The 24094-nt window shown below is 67.4% G+C and carries 28 protein-coding genes; 12 read left to right on the forward strand and 16 right to left on the reverse strand.

Annotated features, from left to right (window positions below; translation table 11 throughout):
- Positions 1-98: 98 nt before the first annotated feature.
- Positions 99-1133, reverse strand: coding sequence for a transferrin-binding protein-like solute binding protein (locus SPI01S_RS05465; RefSeq protein ID WP_066719394.1), 1035 nt, complete (start codon positions 1131-1133; stop codon positions 99-101).
- A gap of 190 nt (positions 1134-1323) precedes the next feature.
- Here SPI01S_RS05465 and ychF point away from each other — a divergent pair, with 190 nt between their 5' ends.
- Positions 1324-2421, forward strand: coding sequence for a redox-regulated ATPase YchF (gene ychF, locus SPI01S_RS05470; protein WP_066719398.1), 1098 nt, complete (start codon positions 1324-1326; stop codon positions 2419-2421).
- A gap of 50 nt (positions 2422-2471) precedes the next feature.
- Here the strand turns inward: ychF and SPI01S_RS05475 are convergent, their stop codons facing one another.
- Together SPI01S_RS05475 and SPI01S_RS05480 are read right to left on the reverse strand one after the other, a co-directional pair.
- The gene (locus SPI01S_RS05475; protein WP_084253280.1) at positions 2472-2813 is read right to left on the reverse strand and encodes a response regulator; all 342 of its coding nucleotides are present in this window, start codon (positions 2811-2813) and stop codon (positions 2472-2474) included.
- Between the two features lie 9 nt (positions 2814-2822).
- The gene (locus tag SPI01S_RS05480; RefSeq protein ID WP_066719715.1) at positions 2823-4259 is read right to left on the reverse strand and encodes a sensor histidine kinase; all 1437 of its coding nucleotides are present in this window, start codon (positions 4257-4259) and stop codon (positions 2823-2825) included.
- Positions 4260-4437: 178 nt separating this feature from the next.
- Here SPI01S_RS05480 and SPI01S_RS05485 point away from each other — a divergent pair, with 178 nt between their 5' ends.
- Positions 4438-6204, forward strand: coding sequence for a methyl-accepting chemotaxis protein (locus SPI01S_RS05485; RefSeq protein ID WP_066719401.1), 1767 nt, complete (start codon positions 4438-4440; stop codon positions 6202-6204).
- Positions 6205-6226: 22 nt separating this feature from the next.
- Here SPI01S_RS05485 and SPI01S_RS05490 read toward each other — a convergent pair whose 3' ends face one another.
- Entirely contained in the window at positions 6227-6625 is a 399-nt protein-coding gene (locus SPI01S_RS05490; RefSeq protein ID WP_066719404.1) for a MerR family DNA-binding protein, read from the reverse strand.
- Between the two features lie 59 nt (positions 6626-6684).
- Between SPI01S_RS05490 and SPI01S_RS05495 the strand changes: the two genes are divergently transcribed.
- From SPI01S_RS05495 to SPI01S_RS05510, 4 genes are read left to right on the forward strand one after another with little or no spacing between them, the layout of a single operon-like run.
- Positions 6685-7443, forward strand: coding sequence for a glutaredoxin family protein (locus SPI01S_RS05495; RefSeq protein WP_066719407.1), 759 nt, complete (start codon positions 6685-6687; stop codon positions 7441-7443).
- A gap of 3 nt (positions 7444-7446) precedes the next feature.
- Positions 7447-8766 (forward strand): hypothetical protein, encoded by a 1320-nt coding sequence (locus tag SPI01S_RS05500; RefSeq protein WP_245653488.1) that lies wholly within the window; start codon positions 7447-7449, stop codon positions 8764-8766.
- Between the two features lie 49 nt (positions 8767-8815).
- The gene (locus SPI01S_RS05505) at positions 8816-10090 is read left to right on the forward strand and encodes an alkaline phosphatase family protein (protein ID WP_066719409.1); all 1275 of its coding nucleotides are present in this window, start codon (positions 8816-8818) and stop codon (positions 10088-10090) included.
- A 42-nt stretch (positions 10091-10132) separates the two neighbouring features.
- The gene (locus tag SPI01S_RS05510; RefSeq protein ID WP_066719413.1) at positions 10133-10582 is read left to right on the forward strand and encodes a MaoC family dehydratase; all 450 of its coding nucleotides are present in this window, start codon (positions 10133-10135) and stop codon (positions 10580-10582) included.
- Positions 10583-10585: 3 nt separating this feature from the next.
- Here SPI01S_RS05510 and SPI01S_RS05515 read toward each other — a convergent pair whose 3' ends face one another.
- The 6 genes from SPI01S_RS05515 to petA form a co-directional block, all read right to left on the reverse strand.
- Positions 10586-11734, reverse strand: a complete 1149-nt coding sequence (locus SPI01S_RS05515; RefSeq protein WP_066719415.1) for an AAA family ATPase — start codon at positions 11732-11734, stop codon at positions 10586-10588.
- Positions 11735-11809: 75 nt separating this feature from the next.
- Complete coding sequence (locus SPI01S_RS05520; protein WP_066719417.1) at positions 11810-12175, reverse strand: hypothetical protein; 366 nt, start codon at positions 12173-12175, stop codon at positions 11810-11812.
- Between the two features lie 94 nt (positions 12176-12269).
- Entirely contained in the window at positions 12270-12812 is a 543-nt protein-coding gene (locus SPI01S_RS05525; RefSeq protein ID WP_066719420.1) for an adenine phosphoribosyltransferase, read from the reverse strand.
- A complete protein-coding gene (locus SPI01S_RS05530; RefSeq protein WP_066719425.1) occupies positions 12812-13648 on the reverse strand; it encodes a cytochrome c1 in 837 nt (278 codons plus the stop codon). The genes SPI01S_RS05525 and SPI01S_RS05530 overlap by 1 nt, the downstream gene beginning before the upstream one ends.
- A 14-nt stretch (positions 13649-13662) precedes the next feature.
- A complete protein-coding gene (locus SPI01S_RS05535; RefSeq protein ID WP_066719429.1) occupies positions 13663-14952 on the reverse strand; it encodes a cytochrome b in 1290 nt (429 codons plus the stop codon).
- A 12-nt stretch (positions 14953-14964) separates the two neighbouring features.
- The gene (gene petA, locus SPI01S_RS05540) at positions 14965-15549 is read right to left on the reverse strand and encodes a ubiquinol-cytochrome c reductase iron-sulfur subunit (RefSeq protein ID WP_066719432.1); all 585 of its coding nucleotides are present in this window, start codon (positions 15547-15549) and stop codon (positions 14965-14967) included.
- A gap of 204 nt (positions 15550-15753) precedes the next feature.
- Between petA and SPI01S_RS05545 the strand changes: the two genes are divergently transcribed.
- From SPI01S_RS05545 to SPI01S_RS05555, 3 genes are read left to right on the forward strand one after another with little or no spacing between them, the layout of a single operon-like run.
- Positions 15754-16197, forward strand: coding sequence for a tRNA (cytidine(34)-2'-O)-methyltransferase (locus tag SPI01S_RS05545; protein ID WP_066719724.1), 444 nt, complete (start codon positions 15754-15756; stop codon positions 16195-16197).
- Positions 16198-16205: 8 nt separating this feature from the next.
- Positions 16206-17048, forward strand: coding sequence for an oxygen-dependent coproporphyrinogen oxidase (gene hemF, locus SPI01S_RS05550; RefSeq protein WP_066719721.1), 843 nt, complete (start codon positions 16206-16208; stop codon positions 17046-17048).
- Positions 17049-17052: 4 nt separating this feature from the next.
- Positions 17053-17649, forward strand: coding sequence for a GNAT family N-acetyltransferase (locus SPI01S_RS05555; RefSeq protein ID WP_066719435.1), 597 nt, complete (start codon positions 17053-17055; stop codon positions 17647-17649).
- Here SPI01S_RS05555 and SPI01S_RS05560 read toward each other — a convergent pair.
- Both SPI01S_RS05560 and SPI01S_RS05565 read right to left on the reverse strand, forming a co-directional pair.
- Positions 17616-18359 carry a hypothetical protein gene (locus SPI01S_RS05560; RefSeq protein ID WP_066719727.1) on the reverse strand — a complete coding sequence of 248 codons (744 nt, stop codon included), beginning with the start codon at positions 18357-18359 and terminating at the stop codon, positions 17616-17618. The two genes, SPI01S_RS05555 and SPI01S_RS05560, sit on opposite strands and share 34 nt — an antisense overlap.
- Positions 18356-19180 (reverse strand): DUF7847 domain-containing protein, encoded by an 825-nt coding sequence (locus tag SPI01S_RS05565; protein WP_157084575.1) that lies wholly within the window; start codon positions 19178-19180, stop codon positions 18356-18358. Before SPI01S_RS05565 ends, SPI01S_RS05560 begins: the two co-directional genes overlap by 4 nt.
- Positions 19181-19280: 100 nt before the next feature.
- Here SPI01S_RS05565 and lipB point away from each other — a divergent pair, with 100 nt between their 5' ends.
- The 3 genes from lipB to SPI01S_RS05580 all read left to right on the forward strand — a co-directional run bounded on the left by lipB (position 19281) and on the right by SPI01S_RS05580 (position 21109).
- Positions 19281-19925 carry a lipoyl(octanoyl) transferase LipB gene (gene lipB, locus SPI01S_RS05570; RefSeq protein WP_066719441.1) on the forward strand — a complete coding sequence of 215 codons (645 nt, stop codon included), beginning with the start codon at positions 19281-19283 and terminating at the stop codon, positions 19923-19925.
- Between the two features lie 104 nt (positions 19926-20029).
- Positions 20030-20254 (forward strand): hypothetical protein, encoded by a 225-nt coding sequence (locus SPI01S_RS05575; protein WP_066719444.1) that lies wholly within the window; start codon positions 20030-20032, stop codon positions 20252-20254.
- 204 nt (positions 20255-20458) lie between these two features.
- The gene (locus SPI01S_RS05580; RefSeq protein WP_245653489.1) at positions 20459-21109 is read left to right on the forward strand and encodes a hypothetical protein; all 651 of its coding nucleotides are present in this window, start codon (positions 20459-20461) and stop codon (positions 21107-21109) included.
- Between the two features lie 40 nt (positions 21110-21149).
- Here SPI01S_RS05580 and queE read toward each other — a convergent pair whose 3' ends face one another.
- The 4 genes from queE to hslO all read right to left on the reverse strand — a co-directional run bounded on the left by queE (position 21150) and on the right by hslO (position 24053).
- Positions 21150-21782: a 7-carboxy-7-deazaguanine synthase gene (queE, locus tag SPI01S_RS05585; protein ID WP_066719451.1), complete on the reverse strand. Its 633-nt coding sequence runs from the start codon at positions 21780-21782 to the stop codon at positions 21150-21152.
- Positions 21779-22471, reverse strand: a complete 693-nt coding sequence (queC, locus tag SPI01S_RS05590; protein ID WP_066719453.1) for a 7-cyano-7-deazaguanine synthase QueC — start codon at positions 22469-22471, stop codon at positions 21779-21781. Before queC ends, queE begins: the two co-directional genes overlap by 4 nt.
- A 146-nt stretch (positions 22472-22617) precedes the next feature.
- Positions 22618-23046 carry a hypothetical protein gene (locus SPI01S_RS05595; protein ID WP_245653490.1) on the reverse strand — a complete coding sequence of 143 codons (429 nt, stop codon included), beginning with the start codon at positions 23044-23046 and terminating at the stop codon, positions 22618-22620.
- Positions 23047-23126: 80 nt separating this feature from the next.
- Entirely contained in the window at positions 23127-24053 is a 927-nt protein-coding gene (gene hslO, locus SPI01S_RS05600; protein ID WP_066719455.1) for an Hsp33 family molecular chaperone HslO, read from the reverse strand.
- Between the last annotated feature and the right edge of the window lie 41 nt (positions 24054-24094).

Here is a 24094-nt window from a genome sequence, read left to right on the forward strand (position 1 = left end):
TGTGCGATCCGCTAGGTGCGATGGCCTTGCATGGCCATGGCACGAACGGAAAAGGGCCCGGTTTCCCGGGCCCTTCCATTCCTCAGCGAAGCCGCTGCTTACTGCTGCTTGATGCCGACCACTTCGCCGACGATCCGCGTATCCGCACCGTTGATCGTGCCCGAGGCGCCGAACACGACACCGATGTTCACGCCCTTCGCGCCGTAGAAGGCGCCGGTGATCGTGCCGGTGACGAAGCCGCCGCTGGCGAAGCTGCCGCTGAACTGGTTCTGGCCGATCGGGATCGCGCCCTGCGCGTTCAGCGTCACATAGGCGGTTTCCGCGCCGCTCGTCGGCACCGTCGTCAGGTTCATCGTCGTGGTGACGAGGCCGGTGGCAAAGTTCACCGTCACCGTTGCGGTGCCGCCGACGCGGTTCAACGTCGTGGCGCTGTTGGCAACGCTTACAGAACGGCCGACGATGCGCGCCGTGTAGGTCGCGCTGCCCGTGGTCGGCATGTCGTAGGACAGCGTCGGATAGCCCCAGATCGAATAGGTCAGGCGCTTCTGGCCGGCCGTCGAATCGCCGCGCCACCAGTTTGCATAGCTCAGCACGGTCAACTGGCTGAGCAGGCTGTCGCTCGTCACCACGCCCGTCGTGGTGCTCGTGGTGCGCGCGCCGATATTGTTGAGCACTTCGAGCTGGCTGAAATTGCCCGCCGCCGCGCCGGTCGCCGTGCTGACGCTACGATACACGAACTCGGTCACGGTGGGTGCCGCAGTGGTCACGACGTTGGTGCCGGTGAAGCGCGATTCCTCTACCGCCTCGTCCATCACGAAGGTGCCGTTGGTCAGGTCGGTGGTGGCGGCGAGCTTCACGCGGTTGGTGAAGGTCTCGGTCGCGGTCACGCCCAGGGTCACGGCGCCCGTGGCGGGATCGCCGGTATAGTTGGTGGTCGCGTTGAGCGTGTTGAACTCGGTCGCGGCCGCCAGCGGGAATGCGGTGTAGGTCGGCGTCGGCGAAGGGGTCGGCGTCGGCGAGCTGGTCGGGGTCGGCGTCGGCGTCGGGGTCGACGAGGAATTCCCGCCGCCGCTGCAGCTCGCCAGTGCGGCCGCAGCCGCGGCACTGCCCAGAATGACATAACGGCGAATCATACGAAAACTCCTCGAGAACCTGCGCGCGACAGGAAATGACTTGGCCCCCTGTACCCCAGGTGAACGGCCCTGCGTCAAGGCTAGACGCGTGGATGGTTGCGTCGCACTGGAAAAAGCCGGCGCCTGCGCGTATCGAGCGCGCCATATCGCCGGCGCGCCCGCCGGCCCTTCACGACAGGATCGAAATACAATGGGTTTCCGTTGCGGCATCGTCGGCCTGCCCAATGTCGGCAAGTCCACGCTTTTCAATGCGCTGACCGAGACGGCCGCGGCACAGGCGGCCAATTATCCGTTCTGCACGATCGAGCCGAACGTCGGCAACGTCGCGGTGCCGGATCCCCGGCTGGACAAGCTGGCGGAGATCGCCGGCTCGCAGAAGATCATCGAGACGCAGCTCGGCTTCGTCGACATCGCCGGCCTGGTGCGCGGCGCCAGCAAGGGCGAAGGCCTGGGCAACCAGTTCCTCGGCAACATCCGCGAGGTGGACGCCGTCGTCCATGTCCTGCGCTGCTTCGAGAATGACGACATCCAGCACGTCGACAACCGCGTCGATCCGATCGCCGATGCCGAGACGGTCGAGACCGAGCTGATGCTCTCCGACCTCGAAAGCCTCGAGAAGCGCGTGCCGAACCTCGCCAAGAAGGCGGCGCAGGGCGACAAGGAGGCCAAGGCCGCCGCATCGGTGCTCGGCCAGGCGCTGGAGCTGCTGCGCGACGGCAAGCCCGCGCGGCTCACCGTCCCCAAGGACGAGGACGAAGCGCGCCACCTGCGCATCGCCCAGCTGCTCACCGCCAAGCCGGTCCTCTATGTCTGCAACGTCAACGAGGAAGATGCGGCGAACGGCAACGCGCTCTCCGCCAAGGTCTTCGCCAAGGCAGCGGCCGAAGGCGCGCAGGCGGTGGTCGTCTCGGCAGCAATCGAAGCCGAGATCGCGACGATGCCGGTGGAAGAGCGCGGCGAGTTCCTCGGCGAGCTGGGGCTGGAGGAAACCGGCCTCGCCCGCGTGATCCGCGCGGGCTACACGCTGCTCGACCTGCTGACCTTCTTCACCGTTGGTCCCAAGGAAGCGCGCGCCTGGACGGTGCATCGCGGCGCCACCGCACCGAATGCCGCCGGCGAAATCCACAGCGATTTCGAGAAGGGCTTCATCCGCGCCGAGACGATCGCGTACGAGGATTTCGTCGCGCTGGGCGGCGAAGCCAAGGCACGCGAGGCAGGCAAGCTGCGTGCCGAAGGCAAGGCGTACGTCGTCCACGACGGCGACGTGATGCACTTCCTGCACAGCTGAGCGAGACATAAGCCCCTCCCCTCCCTCCGAGGAGGAGGGGCTAAGGAATCTTACCCGCACGCCTTGGCGATCAGCGCCACCAGATGCTCGCGCAGGAACGGCTTGGCGAGCACCGGCCGCTCGCGGTACGCGCCTTCCAGCCCCAGCGCGCCATAGCCCGTTGCGAAGGCAAACGGGATCGCCCGCTCGGCGAGAATGTCCGCCACCGGAAACGACCGGTGGCCGTCCAGATTGACGTCGAGGATCGCCAGGTCGGCCTCCACGCGCCGGGCCGCCTCCAGTGCCTCGGGCAGCCGCATCGCGATCTCCACCACTTCGTGGCCGAGATCCTCCAGCATGTCCTCGATCAGGAAGGCGATCGTCATCTCATCTTCGACGATCAGGACACGCACGGCTTCATCCTATTCCACGGCGACGGCTGCGAGCGGCGCTTCGACGGTGCAGCGCAGCCCTTCGGGCTCGAAGTAAAGCGTGACCCTGCCGCCAAGTTCCCCGGCCAGGCCGCGTTCGATGAGCCGCGAGCCGAAACCACGCCGTTCCGGGGCCGCGACCGGCGGGCCGCCCTGCTCGCGCCATTCCAGCTGCAGCCGATCCCCGACCGCCGACCAGCCGATCGCCACCTGGCCGCGCTCGTTCGACCACGCCCCGTATTTCACCGCGTTGGTGGAAAGCTCGTGCATGGCCAGCGCCATCGCCAGCGCGGTCTTCGGCGAAATCCGCACATCGACGCCCGACAGCACGCAGCGCGCCGGATCATGCTGGTGCGGGCGCACCGCCTGCTCGATCGCCTCTCGCAGCGAGGCCCCGGCCCAGCGCTCGCCGGTGAGCAGGTCGTTGGCCTGGGCAAGCGCCACCAGCCGCGCCGCGAACTGCTCCTGCGCCACGGTCAGGTCCGGCGCGGCGCGGAAGGTGCGCATCGCGATCGCCTGCACCATCGCCAGCGTGTTCTTCACCCGGTGGTTCAGTTCGTTGATCACCAGCCGCAGATGTTCGTTGGTGCGACGCTGTTCGGTGATGTCGGAGGCCGCACCGAACCATTCGATAATCGCGCCGGCCTCGTCGGTGAGCGGCACCGCGCGAGAGGCCACCCAGCCGATGCTGCCGTCCGCCTGCTGTACGCGATGCTCGAGTTCCAGCGGCTGCCGGGTCGCCACCGCTTGATCGATCGCCGCCTGCACCCGCTCGCGATCCTCCGGGTGCAAATAGACTTGCATCCAGTCCCGCATGGCCTGATTGGCGTGCGCCAGAAAGGTGCCGCCATCCAGGTGGAGCAGTTCGGACCAGTCCGGGCTCATGCGATAGACGGCGTCGGACGTCGCCTCGACAAAGGCGCGCAGCCGCCGCTCGCTTTCGCGCAGCTGGCGCTGCGCGAGCACCTTCTGGGTGGTTTCGACGACGATCGCGATCACCCCGGCGGGCGTGTCGGATTCATCGAGCACCGGCGAATAGTCCAGGTCCATCCACACCGGCTCGAGCTTGCCGCGGCGCTGCAGCGCGAGTTCCTGCTCGCGATACGCCAGCGTCTGGCCGCTGAGACCGACACGCATCACATTGTCGTTGAAGTCGGCGACCTCGGCCCAGCCCTCGCGCACCTTCGATCCCAGCAGCGCCGGGTGGCGGCTGCCGGCGAATTCGGAATAGGCGTCGTTGTAGATCATCACGCCGTCCTCGCCCCACAGCAGCACGATCGGCACGGGCGAGAGCAGCAGCATCTGGGTGACCGACTTCAGGCTTTGCGGCCACTGCGCCAGCGCGCCGATCGACGTCGCCGACCAGTCGAAGTCGCGGATCATCTGCCCCAGTTGCCCACCACCGATCGGGTAGCCCGTATCCGCCATCATTCCCCCCTGTGGCGCGCTGCGCCTGCCCCGGTCGCAAGGCATAATGTTTCTCTACCGAAATTGTTCAACGCGGACCGGCGAACGGCGCCCCACGCCGTCCGCCGGACACCCGGCGGCGGAAATGCTTCTATAATGGGCTCGGTACGGGGGCAGAACGCACTCGGGGGGGACATAGATGACGATTACCGCGCGGGTTCGCGGGGGCGCAGTGGCGCTGATCCTGCTTCTTGGGATTGCCTTCGCCGTTTCGGCCTGGCGCATCCACGCCATCCGGATGGGTGGGCCGATGCACCGCGCATCGATGCAGATCGCCGATCTCAACGCCGATATCCTGCCGCCGCCGGAATATATCATCGAGCCCTATCTGGAGGCGACGCTGCTGCTCGACCATCCGGAGCGCCTTCCCGCCGCGCGCGCACGGCTTGCCGAGCTGCGCAAGCAATATGACGATCGGCACGGCGTCTGGGAGCAGTCGGACCTGCCCGATCGGCTGAGGCGCGCGATCCTTGCCGATACCCACGTGCCGGCGATGCGCTTCTGGCAGGAGGCGCAGGGCCCGTTCCTCGCCGCGGTGGCGGCGCACGACCTCGCGGCCGCCCGCCGCAGCTACGTCCAGCTGACCGAAGCCTATGATGCGCACCGCAAGGGCATCGACGCGTTGGTCAAGGCTACCGGAGAGGAACAGGCGGCGCTCGGCGACCGCTCGGAGCAGTCGCTCGGCGCGTCGATCGTCGTTCTGGCGGTGCTGGCGCTGGCGCTGTTCGGGACGATCGGCTGGTTCGCCTGGTGGCTCACGGGACATCTCGCGCGGCCGCTGTCGCAGGTCGCGCAGGCCACCACCGCGCTGTCGCGCGGGCAGGATACCGCGATCCCCTATCGCGACCGGACCGACGAGCTGGGCGAGATCGCGCAGGCCGTCGCGCGGTTCCATGCCGCGGCGCGCAGCCGTGCCGAGATGGACGCCGCCCACCTCGCCGAGCAGGAAAGCGTCGGCGAGATGCTCGCCACCGCGCTGGCGGCGCTGGAAAAGGGTGACCTGCGCCACCGCATCACCACTGCCTTCCCGGGCATGTACGAACCGGTACGCCTCAGCTTCAACCGGGCTGCCGGCGCACTTTCCGCGATGCTGCGCACCGCGATCATGAGCGCGCGCAATATCGGCACCGGCTCGGGCGAGATCGCCACCGCCTCGGAAGACCTTGCCCGCCGCACCGAAAGCACCGCGCATTCGCTGCAGGAAGCCAGCGGTGCGATCCAGATGATCGAGAACCGCCTGAAGAGCAGCAGCCAGTCGGCCGAAACGACGATGGCGCGCGCCGAACAGGCCGGGGCCGCGGTGCATGCGGGGCGCGGCACCGCCCAGAATGCGGCTGCGGCGATGAACAACGTCTCCGAACGCGCCGATGCGATCGACACGGTGGTCGAAGGCCTCGACAAGATCGCCTTCCAGACGCGCGTCCTCGCGATGAACGCGGCGGTGGAGGCAGGGCGCGCAGGCGAAGCCGGGCGCGGCTTCGCGGTGGTCGCCGACCTCGTCTCCGCCCTCGCGCTACGTGCCGAGGAAGAGGCGAAGCGTGGCCGCGAGCTGATCAACGAGACGCAGGTCGATGTCGCCCGCGCCGCCAGCGAGGTGCGCGCCGTCGATACGGCGCTGGGCGACATCGTCGTGGATTTCGACGGTGTGCAGGCGCTGCTCCGGGCGCTGCGCGAGGACAATCACTCACAGGCGACCGCGATCTCCGAAATCACGCGCACGGTGATGGAGATGGAGGCCGCCACGCAGCAGAACGCCGCGATGGTGGAAGAGACCTCCGCCGCCGCCCGCTCGCTCGACAGCGAGGCGAGCCTGTTGCTCCGCAATGCGGAGGCTTTCCGGGTCGAGGAGGATGCACCCGCACGGCGCCAGGCCACCGCCGCGCCCGCCTTCGCAATGATGCATTGAGGGCGGGGGAGGATCGCCTCCCCTAACCCTCGAACGCCGTGAGGATCGGGCACGGCCCGGCGCTGCCCGATCCGCATTCCCGCGCCAGCCGCGCCAGCCCCTCGCGCGCCTGCACCAGCTCGGCGATCTTCCCATCGAGCGCCACGATCCGCGCCCGCGCCAGTTCGCGCGCCCGTGCGCGATCGTCGGTCGCATCGAGCTCGAGCAGTTCGCCGATCTCCTCCAGCGTGAACCCGGCAGCCTGTGCCGAGCGGATGAAGCGCAGCCGCCGCAGCTCGCCCTCGCCATAGCGGCGCACCCCCGCATCCGGCCCGCCGCCCCGCGCCGGTGTGGGGAGCAGCCCGCGGCGCTGGTAGTAGCGCACCGTCTCCACCCCCACGCCGCCGGCCTCGGCAAGTTTTCCGATCGTACGTTGCGACATGGCTTGACTCCGTACCATGGTACGGACCGTATAGCCGTTGCGGAGCCAAGGAAAGCCTGATGCCATCCGCCTCGAACAAGACCGCAATTCTGTATCGCATGGTGATGGGCACGCATGTCTGCCCCTGGGGGCTGCGCGCCCTGCACCTGCTGAAAAGCCACGGTTACGCCGTCGACGACCGCCACCTGACCACCCGCGAGGAAACCGACGCCTTCAAGGCGCGGCACGGCGTGTCGACCACCCCGCAGGCCTTTATCGGCGAGCAGCGGATCGGCGGGCATGACGATCTCCGCCGCTTCCTGGGCTTGAAGGTGCGCGACCCCAAGGCGACGACCTATCGCCCGGTATTCGCGCTGTTCGCGATCGCCGCCCTGATGGCGCTGGCCGCGAGCCAGGCGGCCTATGGCACGCCGTTCACATTGCGGGCGGGCGAATGGTTCGTCAGCTTCTCCATGTGCCTGCTGGCGATGCTCAAGCTGCGCGACGTCGCCAGCTTCGCGACCATGTTCCTCGGCTACGATCTGCTGGCCCGGCGCTGGGTGCCCTATGCCACCCTCTACCCCTTCGCCGAGGCGGCGGCGGGGCTGCTGATGACGGCCAACCTGCTCACCTGGGTTTCCGCCCCGCTCGCGCTGTTCATTGGCGGCGTCGGCGCCGTGTCGGTGTTCAAGGCGGTCTATGTCGATCGCCGCGCGCTCAAATGCGCTTGTGTCGGCGGCGACAGCAATGTGCCGCTGGGCTTCGTGTCACTCACCGAAAACCTGATGATGATCGCGATGGGCGCCTGGATGCTCGCGCGCACCGTTCTGGGAGTCTGATCCTTGCGTACCCTGCTACCCGCCCTCGCCCTGCTCGCCCCCCTGCCCGCGCTCGCGCAGGAGGATCACAGCATGCACGACATGTCCGCCATGCCCGCCGAGCCGACACCGCAGGACCATGCCGCGATGGGCCACGCCATGCCCGGCATGGATGCGGACCGGCCGATGCCGATGATGCGCATGGGCGGCTCCGATCACGCGGCGGGCGGTTCGGGCACCGCGCTGCTCCCCCAGGCCGACGGGCCGATGCGCGGCGTGATGCTCGGCCATGGCGACTGGATGGTGATGGCGCACGGATATGTCTGGGGCGTCTATACCGATCAGGGCGGCAAGCGCGGCAGCGACGAGGCATTCGTCGAATCGATGGCGATGCTCAGCGCCACCCGCGACTGGGGCGGCACCAGTCTTCAGCTTCGCGCAATGGGCAGCCTGGAGCCCGCCATGGGCCAGCGCGGCTATCCGAACCTGTTCGCCAGCGGCGAGACGGCGAACGGCGTAGCCCTGGTCGATCGCCAGCACCCGCACGATCTGTTCATGGAACTCTCCGCCCGCGTCGACACCCAGGTCGCGCCCGGCACCAAGCTGTTCGTCTATGGCGGCCCGGTCGCCGAGCCGGCGCTCGGCCCCAGCGCCTTCATGCACCGCCGTTCGGCCCGCTATTTCGCGCTGTCCCCGATCGCGCACCACTGGTTCGACAGCAGCCACATCACCTATGGCGTCGTCACCGGCGGCGTGCAGGCGGGGCGCGTGCAGCTCGAAGGCTCGTGGTTCAACGGCCGCGAGCCCGACGAGCATCGCTGGGACGTGGATCGCATCAAGCTCGACAGCTGGAGCGTGCGCGCCAGCTGGTCGCCCACCGATCGCTGGGTGGCGCAGGTCTCGACCGGGCGGCTCAAAAGTCCCGAAGTCACCCATGCCGGCGAAGACGAGCAGCGCACCACCGCCAGCCTCCATTACAGCACGGGCAAGGTCTCCGCGATGGTCGCCTATGCCGCCAAGCACCGCCTGCCGGGGCCGGTGCTGAGCGCCTTCACCGCCGAAGCGAACTGGGATCTCACCAGCCGCCACAGTCTGTTCGGCCGGGTGGAGAATGTCGCCAATGACGAGCTTTTCCCCGATCACGACGATCCGCTGCACGACCGGAAATTCCGCGTGACGCGGTTCGAGGGCGGCTATGCCTATCGCATCCCGCTGGCCCACCAGACCGAGCTGGCACTGGGCGGATCGGTCGCGGCCTATGCCAAGCCGAGCGCGCTCGATGCGGCGTATGGCAAGGCGCCGGTGAGCTACACGCTGTTCGCGCGGCTGGCGCTGGGGCGGTAACGCAAAAGCGCCTTCTCCTTGCAATGAAACCGGCGCATGGAGCCGCCCCATGCGCTGGACTACCCGTATCGCCGCCGCCGCCCTTGTCGCGGTTCTCCAGGCCTGTGCCACGCCGCCGGCCCACACCCCGCCGCCACCGCCTGCCATGGCCAACGAAGCGCGGCCGCCGGTGACCATCCTGATCTCGATCGACGGTTTTCGCAGCGATTATCTCCAGCGCGGCGTGACCCCCAATCTCGCCCGGCTCGCGGCGCAGGGAATCACCGGCCCGATGCGCCCGAGCTTCCCGAGCAAGACCTTCCCCAATCACTGGACGCTGGTAACCGGGCTGGTGCCCGACCATCACGGCATCGTCGGCAACCGGATGGAGGACGCCGCCCATCCGGGCCAGACCTTCACCACCGCCAGCGACGCGCCCTATTGGTGGAACGCCGCGCCGCCGATCTGGGTCGAGGCGGAACGCGCCGGCATCCGCACAGGCACGGTATTCTGGCCCGGCGCGAACGTCGCCTGGGGCAGCACGGTGACCAAGGCAGATCATGGCGACTATGCCGGCGGCGCCCGCCCCCGCGACTGGCTGCAATATAATCAGGCGATCAACGGCACGCAGCGCGTCGACACGGTGCTCGACTGGCTCCGTCGCCCGGCCGCAGCGGACCGCCCGCGCTTCGTGACCCTCTATTTCGACCGGGTCGATGTGGTGGGCCACGACTATGGGCCGAACTCCCCCGAGGTGGCCCAGGCTGCCGCGCAGGTGGACGCCCAGATCGGTGCGCTGGTCGATGGCCTCGCGGCGCTCCACCAGCCGGCGAACCTCGTCCTTGTTTCCGATCACGGCATGTCGGAGACGAGCGACACGCGCGTCATCCCGCTCGACCTCCCCAAGGACAGCTATCATCTGATCGAGGCAGGCCCCTTCGCGGCGCTCACCCCGCTGCCCGGCAAGGAAGCGCTGGTGGAAGGGACGCTGCTCGGCCGCCACCCGCACATGGAATGCTGGCGCAAGGCCGAGATTCCGGCACGCTTCCGCTTCGGCAGCAACCCCCGCATCCCGGCGATCCTCTGCCTCGCCGAGCCGCGCTGGATGATCGTCGAGAAGTTGCCCGACGCGCCCTTTACCCGCGGCGAGCATGGCTATGACAATCGCTCGGCCGACATGGCCGCGCTGTTCATCGCCGCGGGCCCCGCCTTCCGCCACGGCACGGTGCCCGCCTTCGACAATGTCGACGTCGCTCCGCTACTCCGCGACCTGCTCGGCCTGCCGCCAGGGCGCGGTCTTGACGGCGACGACGCACCCTTCCGGAGCCTGCTCCAGCCCCGCTGAATCCGCTTGCCAGCAACGAGTTTCTGATTGAAACTCGTCACCATGCGCTTTTTCGACGACATCCAGCCAGGCGACCGCGCGAGTTTCGGCCGCTACGACGTCACCCGCGAGGAAGTGCTCGACTTCGCCAGAAAATACGATCCGCAGCCGTTCCACCTCTCGGACGAAGCTGCCGCGAAGACGCATTTCGGCCGGCTGGCGGCGAGCGGCTGGCACACCAACGCGATGACGATGGCGATGCTGGTCGCGCATCATGCGGAAGAACCCGTCGCCAGTCTGGGCGCCGCGGGTATCGACGAACTCCGCTGGCTGAAGCCGGTCTACCCTGGCGACGTGCTCCGCTGCGAAACCGAAGTGCTGGAGGCGCGCGCCTCGCAGAGCCGCCCGGACATGGGCATCGTCCGCAGCCGGATGACCACCTTCAACCAGAAGGACGAGCCGGTCCTCAGCTTCATCGCCAACGCCCTGATCGCCCGGCGCAAGCAGGATTGAGGCTCAGCGCGCGGGCCACGTCCAGTCGGGCACCGCGGCCTGGGACGTCAGCGTCTCGCCCCATTCCTTGCGGAGTTCGATCACCAGCGTCTCCGCGGCGCGATCCAGCGCTTCCACCAGCGCAGGCGCGTGCGACACCACGATCAGCTGGCAGCGCTGCGACGCGGTCACCAGCAAGCGGGCGAGCGGATCGAGCAGCGCCGGATGCAGGCTGGCCTCGGGCTCGTTGAGGATCATCAATTCGGGGGGGCGCGGCGAGAGCAGCGCAGCGGCCAGCAGCAGATAGCGGAGCGTACCGTCCGAAAGCTCGGCAGCAAGCAGCGGCCGGAGCAGCCCCGCCTGCCGCATCTCGACCTCGAAGCGTTCCCCCACCGAGAGCGTCGCCCCGTCGAATGCATCGGCGATCGTATCCTGCAGCGTATCGGCGTCGCCGATCTCGACGATGGTCTGGAGTGCGGCGCCTAGATCCGAGCCGTCGCTCGCCAGCACCGGCGTGCGGGTACCGACCTGCGGGCGGCGGGCGGGTGAATCGCGATCGGTGCGCAGATCGTCATAGAAGCGCCAGTTGCGCATCCGCTCGCGCAGCTGCAGCAGTTCGAACCCATCCACCGCATCGGCGCAGTGCATCATCATGCTGTCATAGGCGGGCAGGTCGCTGTAGCGGGCCCGCCACTCCCCGGTCTCGCGGTCGCGGAGCCGCACGCGGGGACCGTTGCGATCGGCGAAGACAGTGCTGCGGCCGAGCAACTGCCCCGTCCACACGCTCTCCACCTTCACCTCCGGATCCTGTTCGAAGCGGGTGATCGAGGGGATCGGCAGGCCCAGATCGACGGCATAGCCGAAATCCTCCGCGGCGAAGCCCAGCTTCAGGCTCACCGGGCCGCTGCGCCGGGTCCCTTGCACCGGATGCTTGCCGCTGCGCATGTCGCGGCTGATCTTCTCCGGGCCCGCCCACAGCGTGGACGCCAGCCCGCCTTCCGACGCCAGCGACGCGATCGCCCGCCCCTGCGCCAGCTCGGAGAGGAGCCGCAGCGCGCGATACAGGCTCGACTTGCCGCTGCCGTTCGCACAGGTGATGACGTTGAGCGGCCCCAGTGCGATCCGCACGTCGCGCAGCGAACGATAGCCGGAAACGGCAAGGCGCGTCAGCATGGTTCCATGCTAGCCGCTGCCCGGCCGCCGTGCCACGCCTTTCGTGCGAGCAAGGGCGGGCAGCGGTTCAGCGGTTCAGCGGTGCGGACGTCCGCGACCCGGCCGACCGACGCCGGGACGCCCGCGAAATTCCCGCCAGTTGTTGCGCCAGCGCTGGTCGCCGCGCCAGCCGCCGCGGCGCTGCTCCCAATAGGCGCGCTGACCGTCGTTCCAGGCGTGGCGATGGCGGTAGCGATCATACACATAGGCACCGGTGCCGGGGTAATAATAGTCGTCGTACCAGCCCCAATAGGGGCTGCCATAGCCACTGCCGTACCCGCTGCCGTACCCGACGGCGACGCGCGAGCCGCCATAGCCATAGCCGTCGTCCATGCAGCCGCCGAGTGCCGCAGCACCGCCGAGCAGCGCTGCGCCGAGTATCGTCTTCACACCGATGTGCATCGATCACGCTCCTGTACCGGAGGCGCGCAGCAAGGCGATGCCCGAGGACGCGCTCCTCAACCGGAGAAGCGCGCAGGAACGGCCGGGAGTTCCGTCAGTGGCCCTCGAACGCGACCAGCGCCGAAACCGCGATCCCGTCGCTGCGCAGCGCATCCGCGCCGCCCAGGTCAGGCAGGTCGACGACGAACGAGGCCTGCGCCACCTCCGCGCCTGCCTTGCGCAGCAGCCGCACCGCCGCACGGGCCGTGCCGCCGGTGGCGATCAGGTCGTCGACCAGCAGCACGCGGGCGCCGGGGACCAGCGCATCGGCATGGATGGCGATCCGGTCGGTGCCGTATTCGAGCGCATAATCCTCGGCGATGGTCGCGCCCGGCAGCTTGCCGTCCTTGCGGATCAGCAGCACGCCGGTGCCGAGCTGCACCGCCAGGGCTGCACCGAACACGAAGCCGCGGGCCTCGACGCCGGCGACCAGATCGATCTTGCCGTCGACCTGCGCCGCCATCTTCTCGATGGTGAGCCGCAGCCCCTCGGCATCCAGCAGCAGCGTGGTGATGTCGCGAAACAGGATCCCCGGCTTCGGAAAGTCGGGGATCGTGCGAATGCGACTGCGAATGTCTTCGTTCTGCTGGATGTCCATCAATGCTTCATGCCGCGCCAAACCGTGAGGTACGCGCCATAGGCGAGCACGGTGGCAAACAGCAAGAAGATCACGACGGCCGCACCCGCCTGGTGGCGCACCTGCAGCGTCGGCTCGGCGGTCCAGACGAGGAAGGCGGAGACGTCCTTCGCCATCTGGTCCACGCTCGCGCGGGTGCCGTCGTCATACTGGACCTGGCCCTCGCTGGTCAGGGGCGGCGGCATGGCGATGTTGAGGTTGGCGAAATAGGGGTTGAAGTGCATGCCCTCGGGCGTCTTCATCGCCTCCGGGAACTTCGCCGCCACCGCCGGATCGGGCTTCTCGCCATAGCCGGTCAGCAGCGAATGGACATAGGCCGCGCCGTCATGCCGCGCCTTGGTGATCAGGCTGAGGTCCGGCGGATTGCCGGTGCCGGCGTAATAGACCTTCGGGATGTGGTCCGAGGGGATGTTGTCGCGCTCGCCCCAGGTGCCGGCCTTCTCGTCGAACACCGGCTGCTTCATCGCCCATTCCTTGGCGATCTTCTTCACCTGCGCGTCGCTGTATCCAAGGTCCTTGAGGTTGCGGAAGGAGATCATGTGCAGCGAGTGGCACGCCGCGCAGACTTCCTTGTACACCTTGAAGCCGCGCTGAAGCTGGCCGAGATCGAACTTGCCGAGCGGCCCGTTCGAAGCGATGTCCAGCTCCTTCGGATGCTTGTGCAGCGCCTGTTCGGCGGTCTGCTTCGGCGGCTCCTTGATCAGGCCGGTGATGCTGCTGATCAGCGCCAGCAGCAGCACGAAGACGAAGCCGGCACCGATCAGGAACTTGATCGAGCGGAAAAAGATCGACGTCATGGTCCCCGGCCCCCTTATGCCGTCGCCGCGGTGGCGGTGATGCGCGATCCGCCTTCATTCCCCAGCACCGCTTCGGTGATCGAGTTGGGCAGCGGGCGCGGCGTCTCGATCCGCGAGATGATCGGCACGATGATCAGGAAGTGCGCGAAATAGTAAGCGGCGGCGATCTGGCTGATGATCACATAGGCCGGCTCCGCCGGCGAACCGCCGCACCAGCCGAGGATCAGCACGTCGGCGACCAGCAGCCAGAAGGCGATGCGGTACATCGGCCGGAAATTGGCCGAGCGCACCGGCGAGCGATCGAGCCAGGGCAGGAAGAACAAGAGCAGGATCGATCCGAACATCGCCAGCACGCCCCACAGCTTCGCCGGCAGGATGAAGTCCGCGGTGAAGGCGCGCAGGATCGCGTAGAAGGGCCAGAAATACCATTCGGGCACGATGTGGGCGGGCGTCGAGAGCGGGTTGGCCGGGATGTAGTTGTCCGGGTGGCCCAGATAATCGGGATAGAAGAAGATCAGCGTCGAGAACAGGATCAGGAACACGCCCACCCCGAACCCATCCTTGGCGGTGTAATAGGGGTGGAACGGGATGGTATCCTGCTCGCCCTTCACCTCCACGCCGGTCGGGTTGTTCGAACCCGGAATGTGCAGCGCCCAGATGTGCAGGATGATCACGCCCGCGATCACGAACGGCAGCAGATAGTGGAGCGAGAAGAAGCGGTTGAGCGTCGCATCGTCCGGTGCATAGCCGCCGAGCAGCCACACGCGGACCCAATCGCCCACCACGGGTATGGCCGAGAAGAAGCCGGTGATCACCTGCGCCCCCCAGAAGCTCATCTGCCCCCAGGGGAGCACATAGCCCATGAAGGCGGTGGCCATCATCAGCAGGAAGATGACGACGCCGAGCAGCCACACCATCTCGCGCGGCGCCTTGTACGATCCGTAATGCAGGCCGCGGAAGATGTGGATGTACACCACGATGAAGAACATGCTGGCGCCGTTGGCGTGGGCGAAGCGCAGGAACCAGCCCGCGTTCACGTCGCGCATGATCGTGCCGTTCACCGAATCGAACGCGCCGGCGGCTGAGCTGTGGAAGTGCATCGCCAGCACGATGCCGGTGACGATCTGGATCACCAGCGACAGCCCTGCCAGGATGCCGAAGTTCCAGAAATAGTTCAGGTTGCGCGGCACCGGGTATCCGGCGCCGATCGCGTTATAGACGAACCGCGGCAGTGGCAGCCGATCGTCCACCCATTTCATCACCGGGTTTTTCGGCTCGTAATGGCGCGCCCAGGGAAAGCTCATCCAGGTCTCTCCTCACCCAACAACGACGACCGTGTCGGACGTGAAATTATATTTTGGTACTTCGAGATTCTTTGGCGCCGGCCCCTGACGGATGCGGCCGGCGGTATCATAGGCCGAGCCGTGGCACGGGCAGAAATAGCCGCCGAACGGGCCCCGGCTCTCGCCCTCGCCCGCGCCCAGCGGCACGCAGCCGAGATGGGTGCACACGCCCAGCGTGATCAGCCAGTTCTTGTGGCCTTCCGCGGTGCGCTGGTCCAGCGTCTGCGGATCGCGCAGGCTGGAGACCGGCACCGCATCGGCCTGCGAGATCTCCGCCGGGGTCAGGTTGCGGACGAACAAAGGCTGCTTGCGGAAGCTGGCCTTGATCGCCTGCCCCGGCTCGATCGCCGCGAGGTTCACCTCGGTGGTCGACTGCGCCAGCACGTCGGCCGACGGGTTCATCGAGTTGACCAGCGGCAGCACCACCACGCCGGCGCCCACCGCCGCCACCGATGCGGCGGCATAGGTGAGATAATCGCGACGACGGGGATTCTCGATGATTTCGCCGCCTGGGCCTACGGTCTGTTCGGGAGAAACGCCTTCTTCAAACGTTGCCATGCTCTAGCCCTTGCACTTCGGGAACTCTTCCGCGCGAGAACCGCGGAGAGAGGAACGCGGACGAAACGAAGCTCAGTGCCGGCCGGATTTCCGGTGGCGTTACAAGTTTGATAGACGGCGCAATGCAGCTTTGCCAACAGGGTTTTTCATATTCTCGTCTCCAAGGCCTTAATGTTGCACTGCAAAATGACTTGCCCCTCGATGATCCGCATAGCGTTGTTCCAGCCTGAAATTGCAGGGAATGTCGGCACCATCTTGCGGCTGGCGGCCTGTATGGGCGTGGCGGTGGACCTGATCGAGCCTATGGGTTTTCCCTGGGGCGATCGCGCCCGCAAGCGCGCGGCGATGGACTATGAACCCGAGACCGCGCGCCACGCCGATTGGGTCGCCTTTGAATCGCGGGTGCCCGGCAGGCTGGTGCTGTTCACCACCCGCGGCGGCGTCCGCCTGCCCGAAGCGTGCTTCGAACCCGGCGACACGCTGTTGTTCGGCGCCGAGAGCAGCGGCGTGCCGGATTTCGTGCACGCGCGGGCCGATGCCGCCGTCCGCATCCCGCTCCGGCCGGAGCTGCGCTCCTTGAACCTCGCCGTCGCAACGGGCATCGGGCTGGCCGAGGCACTACGCCAGACGGAAGGATTCCCCCAGTGACCGAGGCAGTGATCACGCTCGACGAACAGCAGCAGCGCGCGCGCACCTGGTTCGAGGGGCTGCGCGATTCGATCTGCGCCGAATTCGAGGCGATCGAGCGCGAAGCCGGCTCCGATGCGTCGTTCGACTATCTCGCCTGGGACCGCGTCGATTCGAGCGGCGCGCCCGGCGGCGGCGGCGTGCGCGGCGTGATGAAGGGCCGGGTGTTCGAAAAAGTGGGCGTCAACGTCTCCACCGTCGGCGGCGCGTTCGAGGGGGACTTCGCCAAGACGATCCACGGCGCGGGCGAGGATCCGACCTTCTTCGCCACCGGCATCAGCCTGGTCGCGCACATGGCGAACCCGCACGTGCCCGCGGTCCACATGAACACGCGCTTCCTGACGACCACCAAGCGCTGGTTCGGCGGCGGCGCCGATCTCAACCCGCCCTTGCCCTATGCCGAGGACACCGCCGATTTCCACGCGCGGCTGCAGGCCGCGTGCGATGCGCACGACCCCGCTTATTATCCGCGCTTCAAGGCGTGGGCGGACGAGTATTTCTACATCCCGCACCGCCAGGTGCATCGCGGCGTCGGCGGCATCTTCTACGATCACCTCGAGGGGGATTGGGAGGCGGACTTCGCCTTCACCCAGGATGTCGGCCGGGCGTTTCTCGACGTCTACCCGGCGCTGGTCCGGCGGCGGATGGACCAGCCGTTCGACGACGCCGATCGCCAGCGCCAGCTCGAATGGCGCGGCCGCTATGCCGAGTTCAACCTGATCTACGACCGCGGCACGCTGTTCGGGCTGAAGACCGGCGGCAATGTCGATGCGATCCTGATGAGCCTGCCGCCAATGGCCGCCTGGAGCTGAGCCGATGGGGCTGCTGCCGGTAGCGAACGACCACCTCGCCACCATCGTCACCGCGTTAGAGATGCGCGAAAGGCCCAGACCCCGGCCGCTCCCGCCCTCGCCGTTCCGCCTCGTCCACTGGCCGGCGCCGGACAGCGAGAAATACCGCGCGCTGTTCCGCCGGGTCGGGGGGCCGTGGCTCTGGTTCTCGCGGCTGGTGATGGACGAGGCGCGGCTGCGCGCGATTCTCGATGATCCGCAGGTCATGGTCTACGCCGTGGTCGATCGTGCAGGCGTCGAAGTCGGCATGCTCGAGCTCGACTTCCGTGACCCCGCAACCTGCGAGCTCTCCTATGTCGGGCTGGTGCCGGAGATCACCGGCAAGGGCCATGGCGCCTGGCTGATGGCACAGGCGCTCGCCTTCGCCTGGCGGAAAGACGTGGGCCGCGTGTGGGTGCACACGTGCACGCTCGACCACCCGGCCGCGCTGGGCTTCTATCGCCGCCACGGCTTCGTGCCCTACAAGCGAACGATCGAGACCTTTCCCGATCCCCGCCTGCTCGGCGTGCTACCGCCCGAGGCGGCGCCTCATATCCCCTGCCTGGGTTCGGTCGCGCGATAAGCGGCGACGCGGAGGATCACCAGCGCCGTCCACACGCCCGCGCCGATCACGGACAGCAGCAGGTAGCTGAGGAATTCCGGCACCGCGCCGCCGCCCGCTATCGTGGCGATCAGCCCGGTGACGATGCTCGCCACCGCCATGGCGCCGATTCCGGCCACGAACACCATCGCCGTCACCAGCAGGAACAGCAGCCACGTGACCCCGCCGCTGCGCACCCACCCCTGCTTGAATGCCTCGATCAGCCCCGCCCCGGGCCGCTCGGCATAGGCGGGCGCGGCCAGCCAGGTGCGCGCGAACAGGAACAGCCCCGGTGCGATGAACAGCGAGAAGCCCAGCTGGAAACCGAGGCTCACCGCCACCTCGATCACCAGGAAAGGGAACAGCCGCCGCAACGCCTGCAGCAGCACCTGCCCCAGCATCTGCCCGTCGCCGCGCAGATACAGGTTGAACAGCGCGAAGATGCCGTAATCGACCGCCAGATAGGCGAGCATCAGCGGCACGACATTGGCTTCGACGAACTTGCGATAGAAGGCGAGCAGCGCCGCCTGGTCGGAAAGCGACTCGAGTTCCGGTGCCCCCTGCGCCAACAGCAGCAGGAGCCCGAGGCTCGGCAACAGGAAGAACAGGCCGGCGACCGGCAGCACCAGCGCGCGCTCGCGCCGCCACAGGGTTTTCGCGTCGGCGAAGAGGCCGGCGAGGCGCAGCGTCATGCGCGCCACACCGAATCGGCCGTGGTCAGCGCAACGTAGAGCCTACCCTGGAAGGCGGCGAGCAGCACCATCACGATCGCCTGCACGCAGCTCGTCGCCAGCGTGGTCAGGACGAATGCCGTCGTCAGTCCCTGTCCCCCACCCGCCAGCAAGGTGAAGACGGATCCGAATACCGCCTGCGCAGCGAGCTGGGCGATGCCCCCGGTCAGGCCGAACAGCAGCAGCATGCCGAAGATGCGCCAGCCATGCTTGCGGGTCAGCGCCCAGGAGCGGCGGATCGCGCCGAACAGCACGCCCTCGCGCAGCACGACCGGGGTGACCAGGAGCAGCCGGGTAAATGCGACCAGCAGCAGCGGCACCAGCACCAGCATGTAGAGCGCGACCAGGCCCGAAGCCCGGGGATCGACCACCACATTGCCCGCCTGCCCCGCCGCGATCGCCGCCACGTCATAGCCGCTCGCCGCCAGGATCACCGCCACCGGCAGCAGCGCGAGCACCGCCGCCAGCCCCAGACCGACGGAGACGAGCACCGTCGCCGGAAGCCGCCGCATCGCGAGCCCGCCTGCGTTCGGCAGCCGCTCCTCCCCCGTCGCGAGGGCGATAACGGTGAGCGAGCCCCAGATCGACGGCAGCGACAGCAGCAGCACCAGCGCACCCAGTCCCAGGCGGGCGCCGCTCGTCGCACCTGCTGCCAGCACCTGCGCGCAGCTACTGACCACGCCGGGTACGACGAAGGCCACCAGCGCCACCGGCAGCAGCGTGCCAAGCCGCTCTCCGACAAACGCGGCGGTCCGGTCCCAGACGATACCCATTTTTGCCATGCGGCGAAGTCCTTGCGTGAGGGACCCGGGGTGTTAGCCGGGGGGCACCGCCTTGCCAATGCTTGCCTTGGGGCGCGGAAGGGCGCAAGCGGCGGCGATCATGCACGAAACCATCGAATGGCGGGTCGAGCCCCGGCCGATCGACTATGCCGAAGCCCATGCAGCCATGGAGGCGCGCGCCGCCGCGGTCACCGCGCACACGGCGCAGGAACTGGTCTGGCTGCTCGAACATCCGCCCGTCTACACCGCCGGCACCAGCGCCGATCCCACCGAGATGCTGGATCCGCGCTTTCCCGTGCACCGTACCGGGCGCGGCGGGCGCTACACCTATCACGGCCCGGGGCAGCGCATCGGCTATGTCGTGCTCGACCTGCGCGAGCGGCAGCGCGACGTGCGCAACTATGTCCATGCGATCGAAGGCTGGGTGATCGCGGCGCTGGGCGAATGCGGCATCGAGGCGTTCCGCGCGCCCGGCCGCATCGGCATCTGGACGCTCGATCGCGGTGTCGAAGCGAAGATCGGCGCGATCGGCGTGCGAATCCGCCAATGGGTGACGCTGCACGGCTTCGCCATCAACCTCGATCCCGATCTGGGCCATTTCACCGGCATCGTGCCCTGTGGAATCGCCGAATTCCCCGTCACCAGCGCCGCGGCACTGGGCAAATCGATTGCGACGGAACGCTTCGATGCCGCCCTGCAGGCCACATTTCTGCCATTTTTGGACGCTCTGGATCGCGCGGGATAAATTCGAGTCTTGAGGGTGTCCCCCGAACCGTCTAATGTCCAGCACGGTTTGGGTATTAACGGCGTACAAGCGTCGTCCAAATCCATTATCTAGGGAGCTATTACATGCGTGCAGTCCTTTCGAAGATCGTTGCTGGTTCGATGATCGCCGGTGCGGCCCTCCTGGCCTCGGCGTGCACCAGCAACACCGAGACCAACGTCAACAACACCACCGAAGTCGTGGCTCCGGAAAACGTCGTCGACGCTTCGGTGACCAACGTTGACACCGCTGCTCCGGTTGACAACGCCGTTGTCGACAACGCCACGGTGAACGCTTCGAACGCGATGTAATCATCGCGCTTTTGCGTGCACTACGAAAGGGCCGTCCGGGCGACCGGGCGGCCCTTCTCGTTTCGGAGCCGGCCCCTCCTCGCCGCCCACGGATCGTCGTGTTTGGAAAAAAGGGGCTTGGGCGACGAATCGAAACGCCCTAACGAACAATCCTCATAGCGGTATCAAGAGGATGGGATGCTGGGTCGGCGTATCACTTTGGGCATGGCAGCCCTCGCGGCAATCTGCGTTTCGGCGCCTGCTTCGGCACAATTCTTCTTCAAGCCGGTGGATCTGTCGGCTCCGCCCGTCACCGGCAACGAGCCCGGGATGATCGCGCAGGCGATGCCCGGCGCGTCCCCGGCGGAGCTGCGCGCGGCAATGGTGTGGAGCCTGCGGGCCGCGCTGAACGTTGCTGCACTGCAATGCAAGTTCGAACCGACGTTGCTGGCCGACGACAACTATGTCGCAGTCCGCAAAGACCATGACGACGAGTTCAATAAAGCATATGATACGCTTGAGAAATATTTCCTAAAAACGACGAAGACGAAAAAGGCCGCGCAGACGGCGCTCGATCAATTTTCGACCCGCGTCTATTCGAGCTTTTCGACTGTCTCCGGCCAGCTGTCTTTCTGCCAGACTGCCGCCTCAATCGGCCAGGATGCGGTGTACGCGCCGCGCGGGGCGCTGGGCGACGTGGCCACCCGCCGGATGCGCGAGCTGCGCGAGAGCCTCAAGGCCTGGGGCGAACAGCATTTCCGTACCCGCCGCCTGAACTTCATATGGCCGGTGCTGCGCCCGCTGCCGCAGTTCGGCGAGGAGAAATGCTGGCGCAAGGGCGAATATCAGGTCCGCAAATGCGGGTCCTTGGGCTGAATCAAAAAAGAAGGGGTGGCGGAGACGCCACCCCTTTTCTCTAGCGCAGGCCCAGCAGCTTGTGGGTCTGCAGCGTCAGCCGCCAGCGCGGGCGCTCCATCGCCACCGCGATCGCCGCGCGGGTGTTCGCCTCCGCCTCGGCGCTGTCCATGGGCTGGATCAGGAAATGGGTGAAGTCCCACCCCTCGATCGCCGCGATATCCGTGCCGGACTGCGGCCAGACCAGCTTGAGCTCGTCGCCCCGGCGCTGCACCACGTCGCTGCCCGCCTTGGGGCTGATGCACACCCAGTCGATGCCCGGATGCACCGGCAGCGTGCCGTTGCTCTCGATCGCGATGCGAAAGCCGCGGGCGTGGAGCGCATCGACCAGCGCGTCGTCGATCTGGAGCATCGGCTCGCCGCCGGTCAGCACGACGAACCGCGCCGCATGGCCCGGCCCCCAATGGCCTTCCACCGCATCGACCAGCGCCGCCGCATCGGCGAACCGGCCGCCGCCCAGCCCGTCGATCCCGACGAAATCGGTGTCGCAGAAGCGGCATATCGCCGTCGCCCGGTCCTCCTCGCGCCCCGACCAGAGGTTGCAGCCGGCGAAGCGCACGAACACCGCCCGCGCGCCGGCATTGATCCCCTCCCCCTGCAGGGTGAGGAACATTTCCTTGACGGCGTAACTCATGGGTGGGTGGCGTAGCGGGTCGGATCGGGCAGTCCGGCTTCCTCGAACCCGCGCGAGCGCAACCGGCAGCTGTCGCACAGCCCGCAATGCAGGCCTTGCGGCGTCGGATCGTAGCAGGACCAGCTCATCCCGGCGTCGAGCCCCAGCCGTGCCGCCTCGCGGACGATGTCGGCCTTGGTCATGTTCTGCAGCGGCGCCTGGATGCGGAAGGGCGCGCCCTCCACGCCCGCCTTGGTGGCGAGCTCGGCCAGCTTCTCGAAGCCGGCGATGAATTCGGGCCGACAATCGGGATAGCCCGAATAATCGAGCGCGTTGACCCCGATATACAGGTCCCGCGCGCCCGCCGCCTCGGCCCAGCCGAGCGCGAGGCTCAGGAAGATGGTGTTGCGCGCCGGGACATAGGTGATCGGAATGTCGCTGCCGACGCCGGTCTTCGGCACGTCGATATCGGCGGTCAGCGCGGAGCCGCCGAAGGCGCGCAGGTCGAGCGGCAGCACGACGTGGCGCTCGGCGCCGAGCATGGCGGCGATCTTCGCGGCGGCATCCAGCTCCACCTTGTGGCGCTGGTTATAGTCGATCGAGAGGGCGAGCAGACGGTGGCCGTCCTCGCGGGCGCGCGCGGCGGATACCATCGAATCGAGTCCGCCCGAAACCAGGGCGATGGCGATGCTTTGAGTCATCGGCGGCATGTAGGCGCTTTCGCCGGCAAAAAAATGGCCGCCCCCGAAGGGACGGCCGGAAAGGATAGAAATGGGAAAACCAAACCAGAGAGAGACACCTCCCTGGGACCCCTTCCTTCTACGACCGAACGGTTAACGAATGGTAACCGGCGCGATCAGGAACATTCGCCCACGCGCCGCGCGTCATAGGTTTCCGAAAAGGGCTGCCCGTCGATCACCCCCTGCATCTCCACCGTCACCTGGCGCGGCGTGTCCACCGTGAGGCGGGTGAGCATGGTGCCGTGGCCGGCGCAGCTGGTGCGCACCGTCGCCCGGCTGGCGGCGCTTTCCATCACGACATGCTGGCAGGGCGTGGTGACGCTTTCCGGGCGCAGGATCTGGTAGGGATCGCGCAGGCAGATGCTGCGCTCGCCTCCTTCGCTGTCGCGCACCGTCCATTTGCCCTTCTGGACGATGTTGAGCGCGGGAACGTCTACCGTCCGCTGCATCGCGGGGCGCGGCTGCTGCTGCGCCGCGGCACCCGCCGTCACCAGTCCCAGGCACGCAACCGCCGCAAAACGCACCCACGCCACTCGTTTGCTCACCCGTTCAAACTCCATTTCGGCGGCGGCACCGCTCCCACAGCACCGCCGGCCGATTCACATATCATAGGAGGATTACGGCTTTACAACGCCGGCGGAACGAAATCGGCGAGCGCGACCGGGAACTGCTTGGAGCAGAACGCGCAGTCGACCTTGATCACGCCACCCTCGTCGGCCATCGCCGCCCGCTCCTCTTCCGGGAACTTGGCGAGGACCTGCTGGATATAGTCCGCCCCGCAACGGCAGCCGCGCGACAGATCGTGCCCGGCAAGCATGCGGACTTCGCTTTCCTCGTTGAACAGTCGCCACACCAGCCCTTCCAGATGGATCGCCTGATCGGCCAGTTCGTCGGCGCCCATCGTGCTGCCCAGCGCCTCGACATGCTGCCATTCGGGGTGGTCGAGCCGCACGTGCAGACGCTCGCGGCCAACCTCGCCCTCGGGCAGGTGCTGGAGGAACAGGCCGCCGGCGATCATCCGGCCGGTCGTCTTGTCCTTGTGCACGCCCAGCCGCACCAGCGTCGGGATCTGTTCCGACTGGAGGAAATAGCTCTGCGCCGCCTCGGCGATCGAGGCGCCCTCCAGCGGCACGATGCCCTGGTAGCGCTCCTTGGTGACCGCCTGGTCGAACGTCACCGCCAGATAGCCGCCGTTGAACAGCGCCGAGAGCGACGGGTTCTTGCCGAGCCGGCTGAGCCGCGTGGCATCGAACTGCACATAGCCGCGCAGCTCGCCATTCTTGTAGTCGCACACCATCAGGCTGACGATGCCGCGCTGGGTCTGCGCCTGCAGCGTCATCTGCCCCTCGGCATCCTTGAGCGTGCTGCCGAGCAGCGCGGTTAGGGTCAGCGCCTCGGCGAGCAGCTTCTCGATCGGCGCCGGATAGGCATGGGCCGAGAGAATGTCGTTCAGCACCGGCCCCAGCCGCGTGACGCGGCCGCGGACATGGCGGTCGGGAATGGCAAAGCCGGTCACGCGATCGAGATCGGCGGCGGGAACGGGGTTGGTCACGACTAGGTCTCCGGCATTCGGATCGGCCGCGAGAAGTCGGG

Source organism: Sphingomonas pituitosa NBRC 102491, from assembly GCF_001598435.1.
GTDB classification, from domain to species: Bacteria; Pseudomonadota; Alphaproteobacteria; order Sphingomonadales; family Sphingomonadaceae; genus Sphingomonas; species Sphingomonas pituitosa.

Bases quoted from the DNA above. Each gene is read 5' to 3' on its own strand.
- SPI01S_RS05465 (WP_066719394.1), bottom strand. From the start codon at position 1,133: ATGATTCGCCGTTATGTCATTCTGGGCAGTGCCGCGGCTGCGGCCGCA.
- ychF (WP_066719398.1), top strand. From the start codon at position 1,324: ATGGGTTTCCGTTGCGGCATCGTCGGCCTGCCCAATGTCGGCAAGTCC.
- SPI01S_RS05480 (WP_066719715.1), bottom strand. From the start codon at position 4,259: ATGGCGGATACGGGCTACCCGATCGGTGGTGGGCAACTGGGGCAGATG.
- SPI01S_RS05485 (WP_066719401.1), top strand. From the start codon at position 4,438: ATGACGATTACCGCGCGGGTTCGCGGGGGCGCAGTGGCGCTGATCCTG.
- SPI01S_RS05490 (WP_066719404.1), bottom strand. From the start codon at position 6,625: ATGTCGCAACGTACGATCGGAAAACTTGCCGAGGCCGGCGGCGTGGGG.
- SPI01S_RS05495 (WP_066719407.1), top strand. From the start codon at position 6,685: ATGCCATCCGCCTCGAACAAGACCGCAATTCTGTATCGCATGGTGATG.
- SPI01S_RS05505 (WP_066719409.1), top strand. From the start codon at position 8,816: ATGCGCTGGACTACCCGTATCGCCGCCGCCGCCCTTGTCGCGGTTCTC.
- SPI01S_RS05510 (WP_066719413.1), top strand. From the start codon at position 10,133: ATGCGCTTTTTCGACGACATCCAGCCAGGCGACCGCGCGAGTTTCGGC.
- SPI01S_RS05515 (WP_066719415.1), bottom strand. From the start codon at position 11,734: ATGCTGACGCGCCTTGCCGTTTCCGGCTATCGTTCGCTGCGCGACGTG.
- SPI01S_RS05520 (WP_066719417.1), bottom strand. From the start codon at position 12,175: ATGCACATCGGTGTGAAGACGATACTCGGCGCAGCGCTGCTCGGCGGT.
- SPI01S_RS05525 (WP_066719420.1), bottom strand. From the start codon at position 12,812: ATGGACATCCAGCAGAACGAAGACATTCGCAGTCGCATTCGCACGATC.
- SPI01S_RS05530 (WP_066719425.1), bottom strand. From the start codon at position 13,648: ATGACGTCGATCTTTTTCCGCTCGATCAAGTTCCTGATCGGTGCCGGC.
- SPI01S_RS05535 (WP_066719429.1), bottom strand. From the start codon at position 14,952: ATGAGCTTTCCCTGGGCGCGCCATTACGAGCCGAAAAACCCGGTGATG.
- petA (WP_066719432.1), bottom strand. From the start codon at position 15,549: ATGGCAACGTTTGAAGAAGGCGTTTCTCCCGAACAGACCGTAGGCCCA.
- SPI01S_RS05555 (WP_066719435.1), top strand. From the start codon at position 17,053: ATGGGGCTGCTGCCGGTAGCGAACGACCACCTCGCCACCATCGTCACC.
- SPI01S_RS05560 (WP_066719727.1), bottom strand. From the start codon at position 18,359: ATGACGCTGCGCCTCGCCGGCCTCTTCGCCGACGCGAAAACCCTGTGG.
- SPI01S_RS05565 (WP_157084575.1), bottom strand. From the start codon at position 19,180: ATGGCAAAAATGGGTATCGTCTGGGACCGGACCGCCGCGTTTGTCGGA.
- lipB (WP_066719441.1), top strand. From the start codon at position 19,281: ATGCACGAAACCATCGAATGGCGGGTCGAGCCCCGGCCGATCGACTAT.
- SPI01S_RS05575 (WP_066719444.1), top strand. From the start codon at position 20,030: ATGCGTGCAGTCCTTTCGAAGATCGTTGCTGGTTCGATGATCGCCGGT.
- SPI01S_RS05580 (WP_245653489.1), top strand. From the start codon at position 20,459: ATGGCAGCCCTCGCGGCAATCTGCGTTTCGGCGCCTGCTTCGGCACAA.
- queE (WP_066719451.1), bottom strand. From the start codon at position 21,782: ATGAGTTACGCCGTCAAGGAAATGTTCCTCACCCTGCAGGGGGAGGGG.
- queC (WP_066719453.1), bottom strand. From the start codon at position 22,471: ATGCCGCCGATGACTCAAAGCATCGCCATCGCCCTGGTTTCGGGCGGA.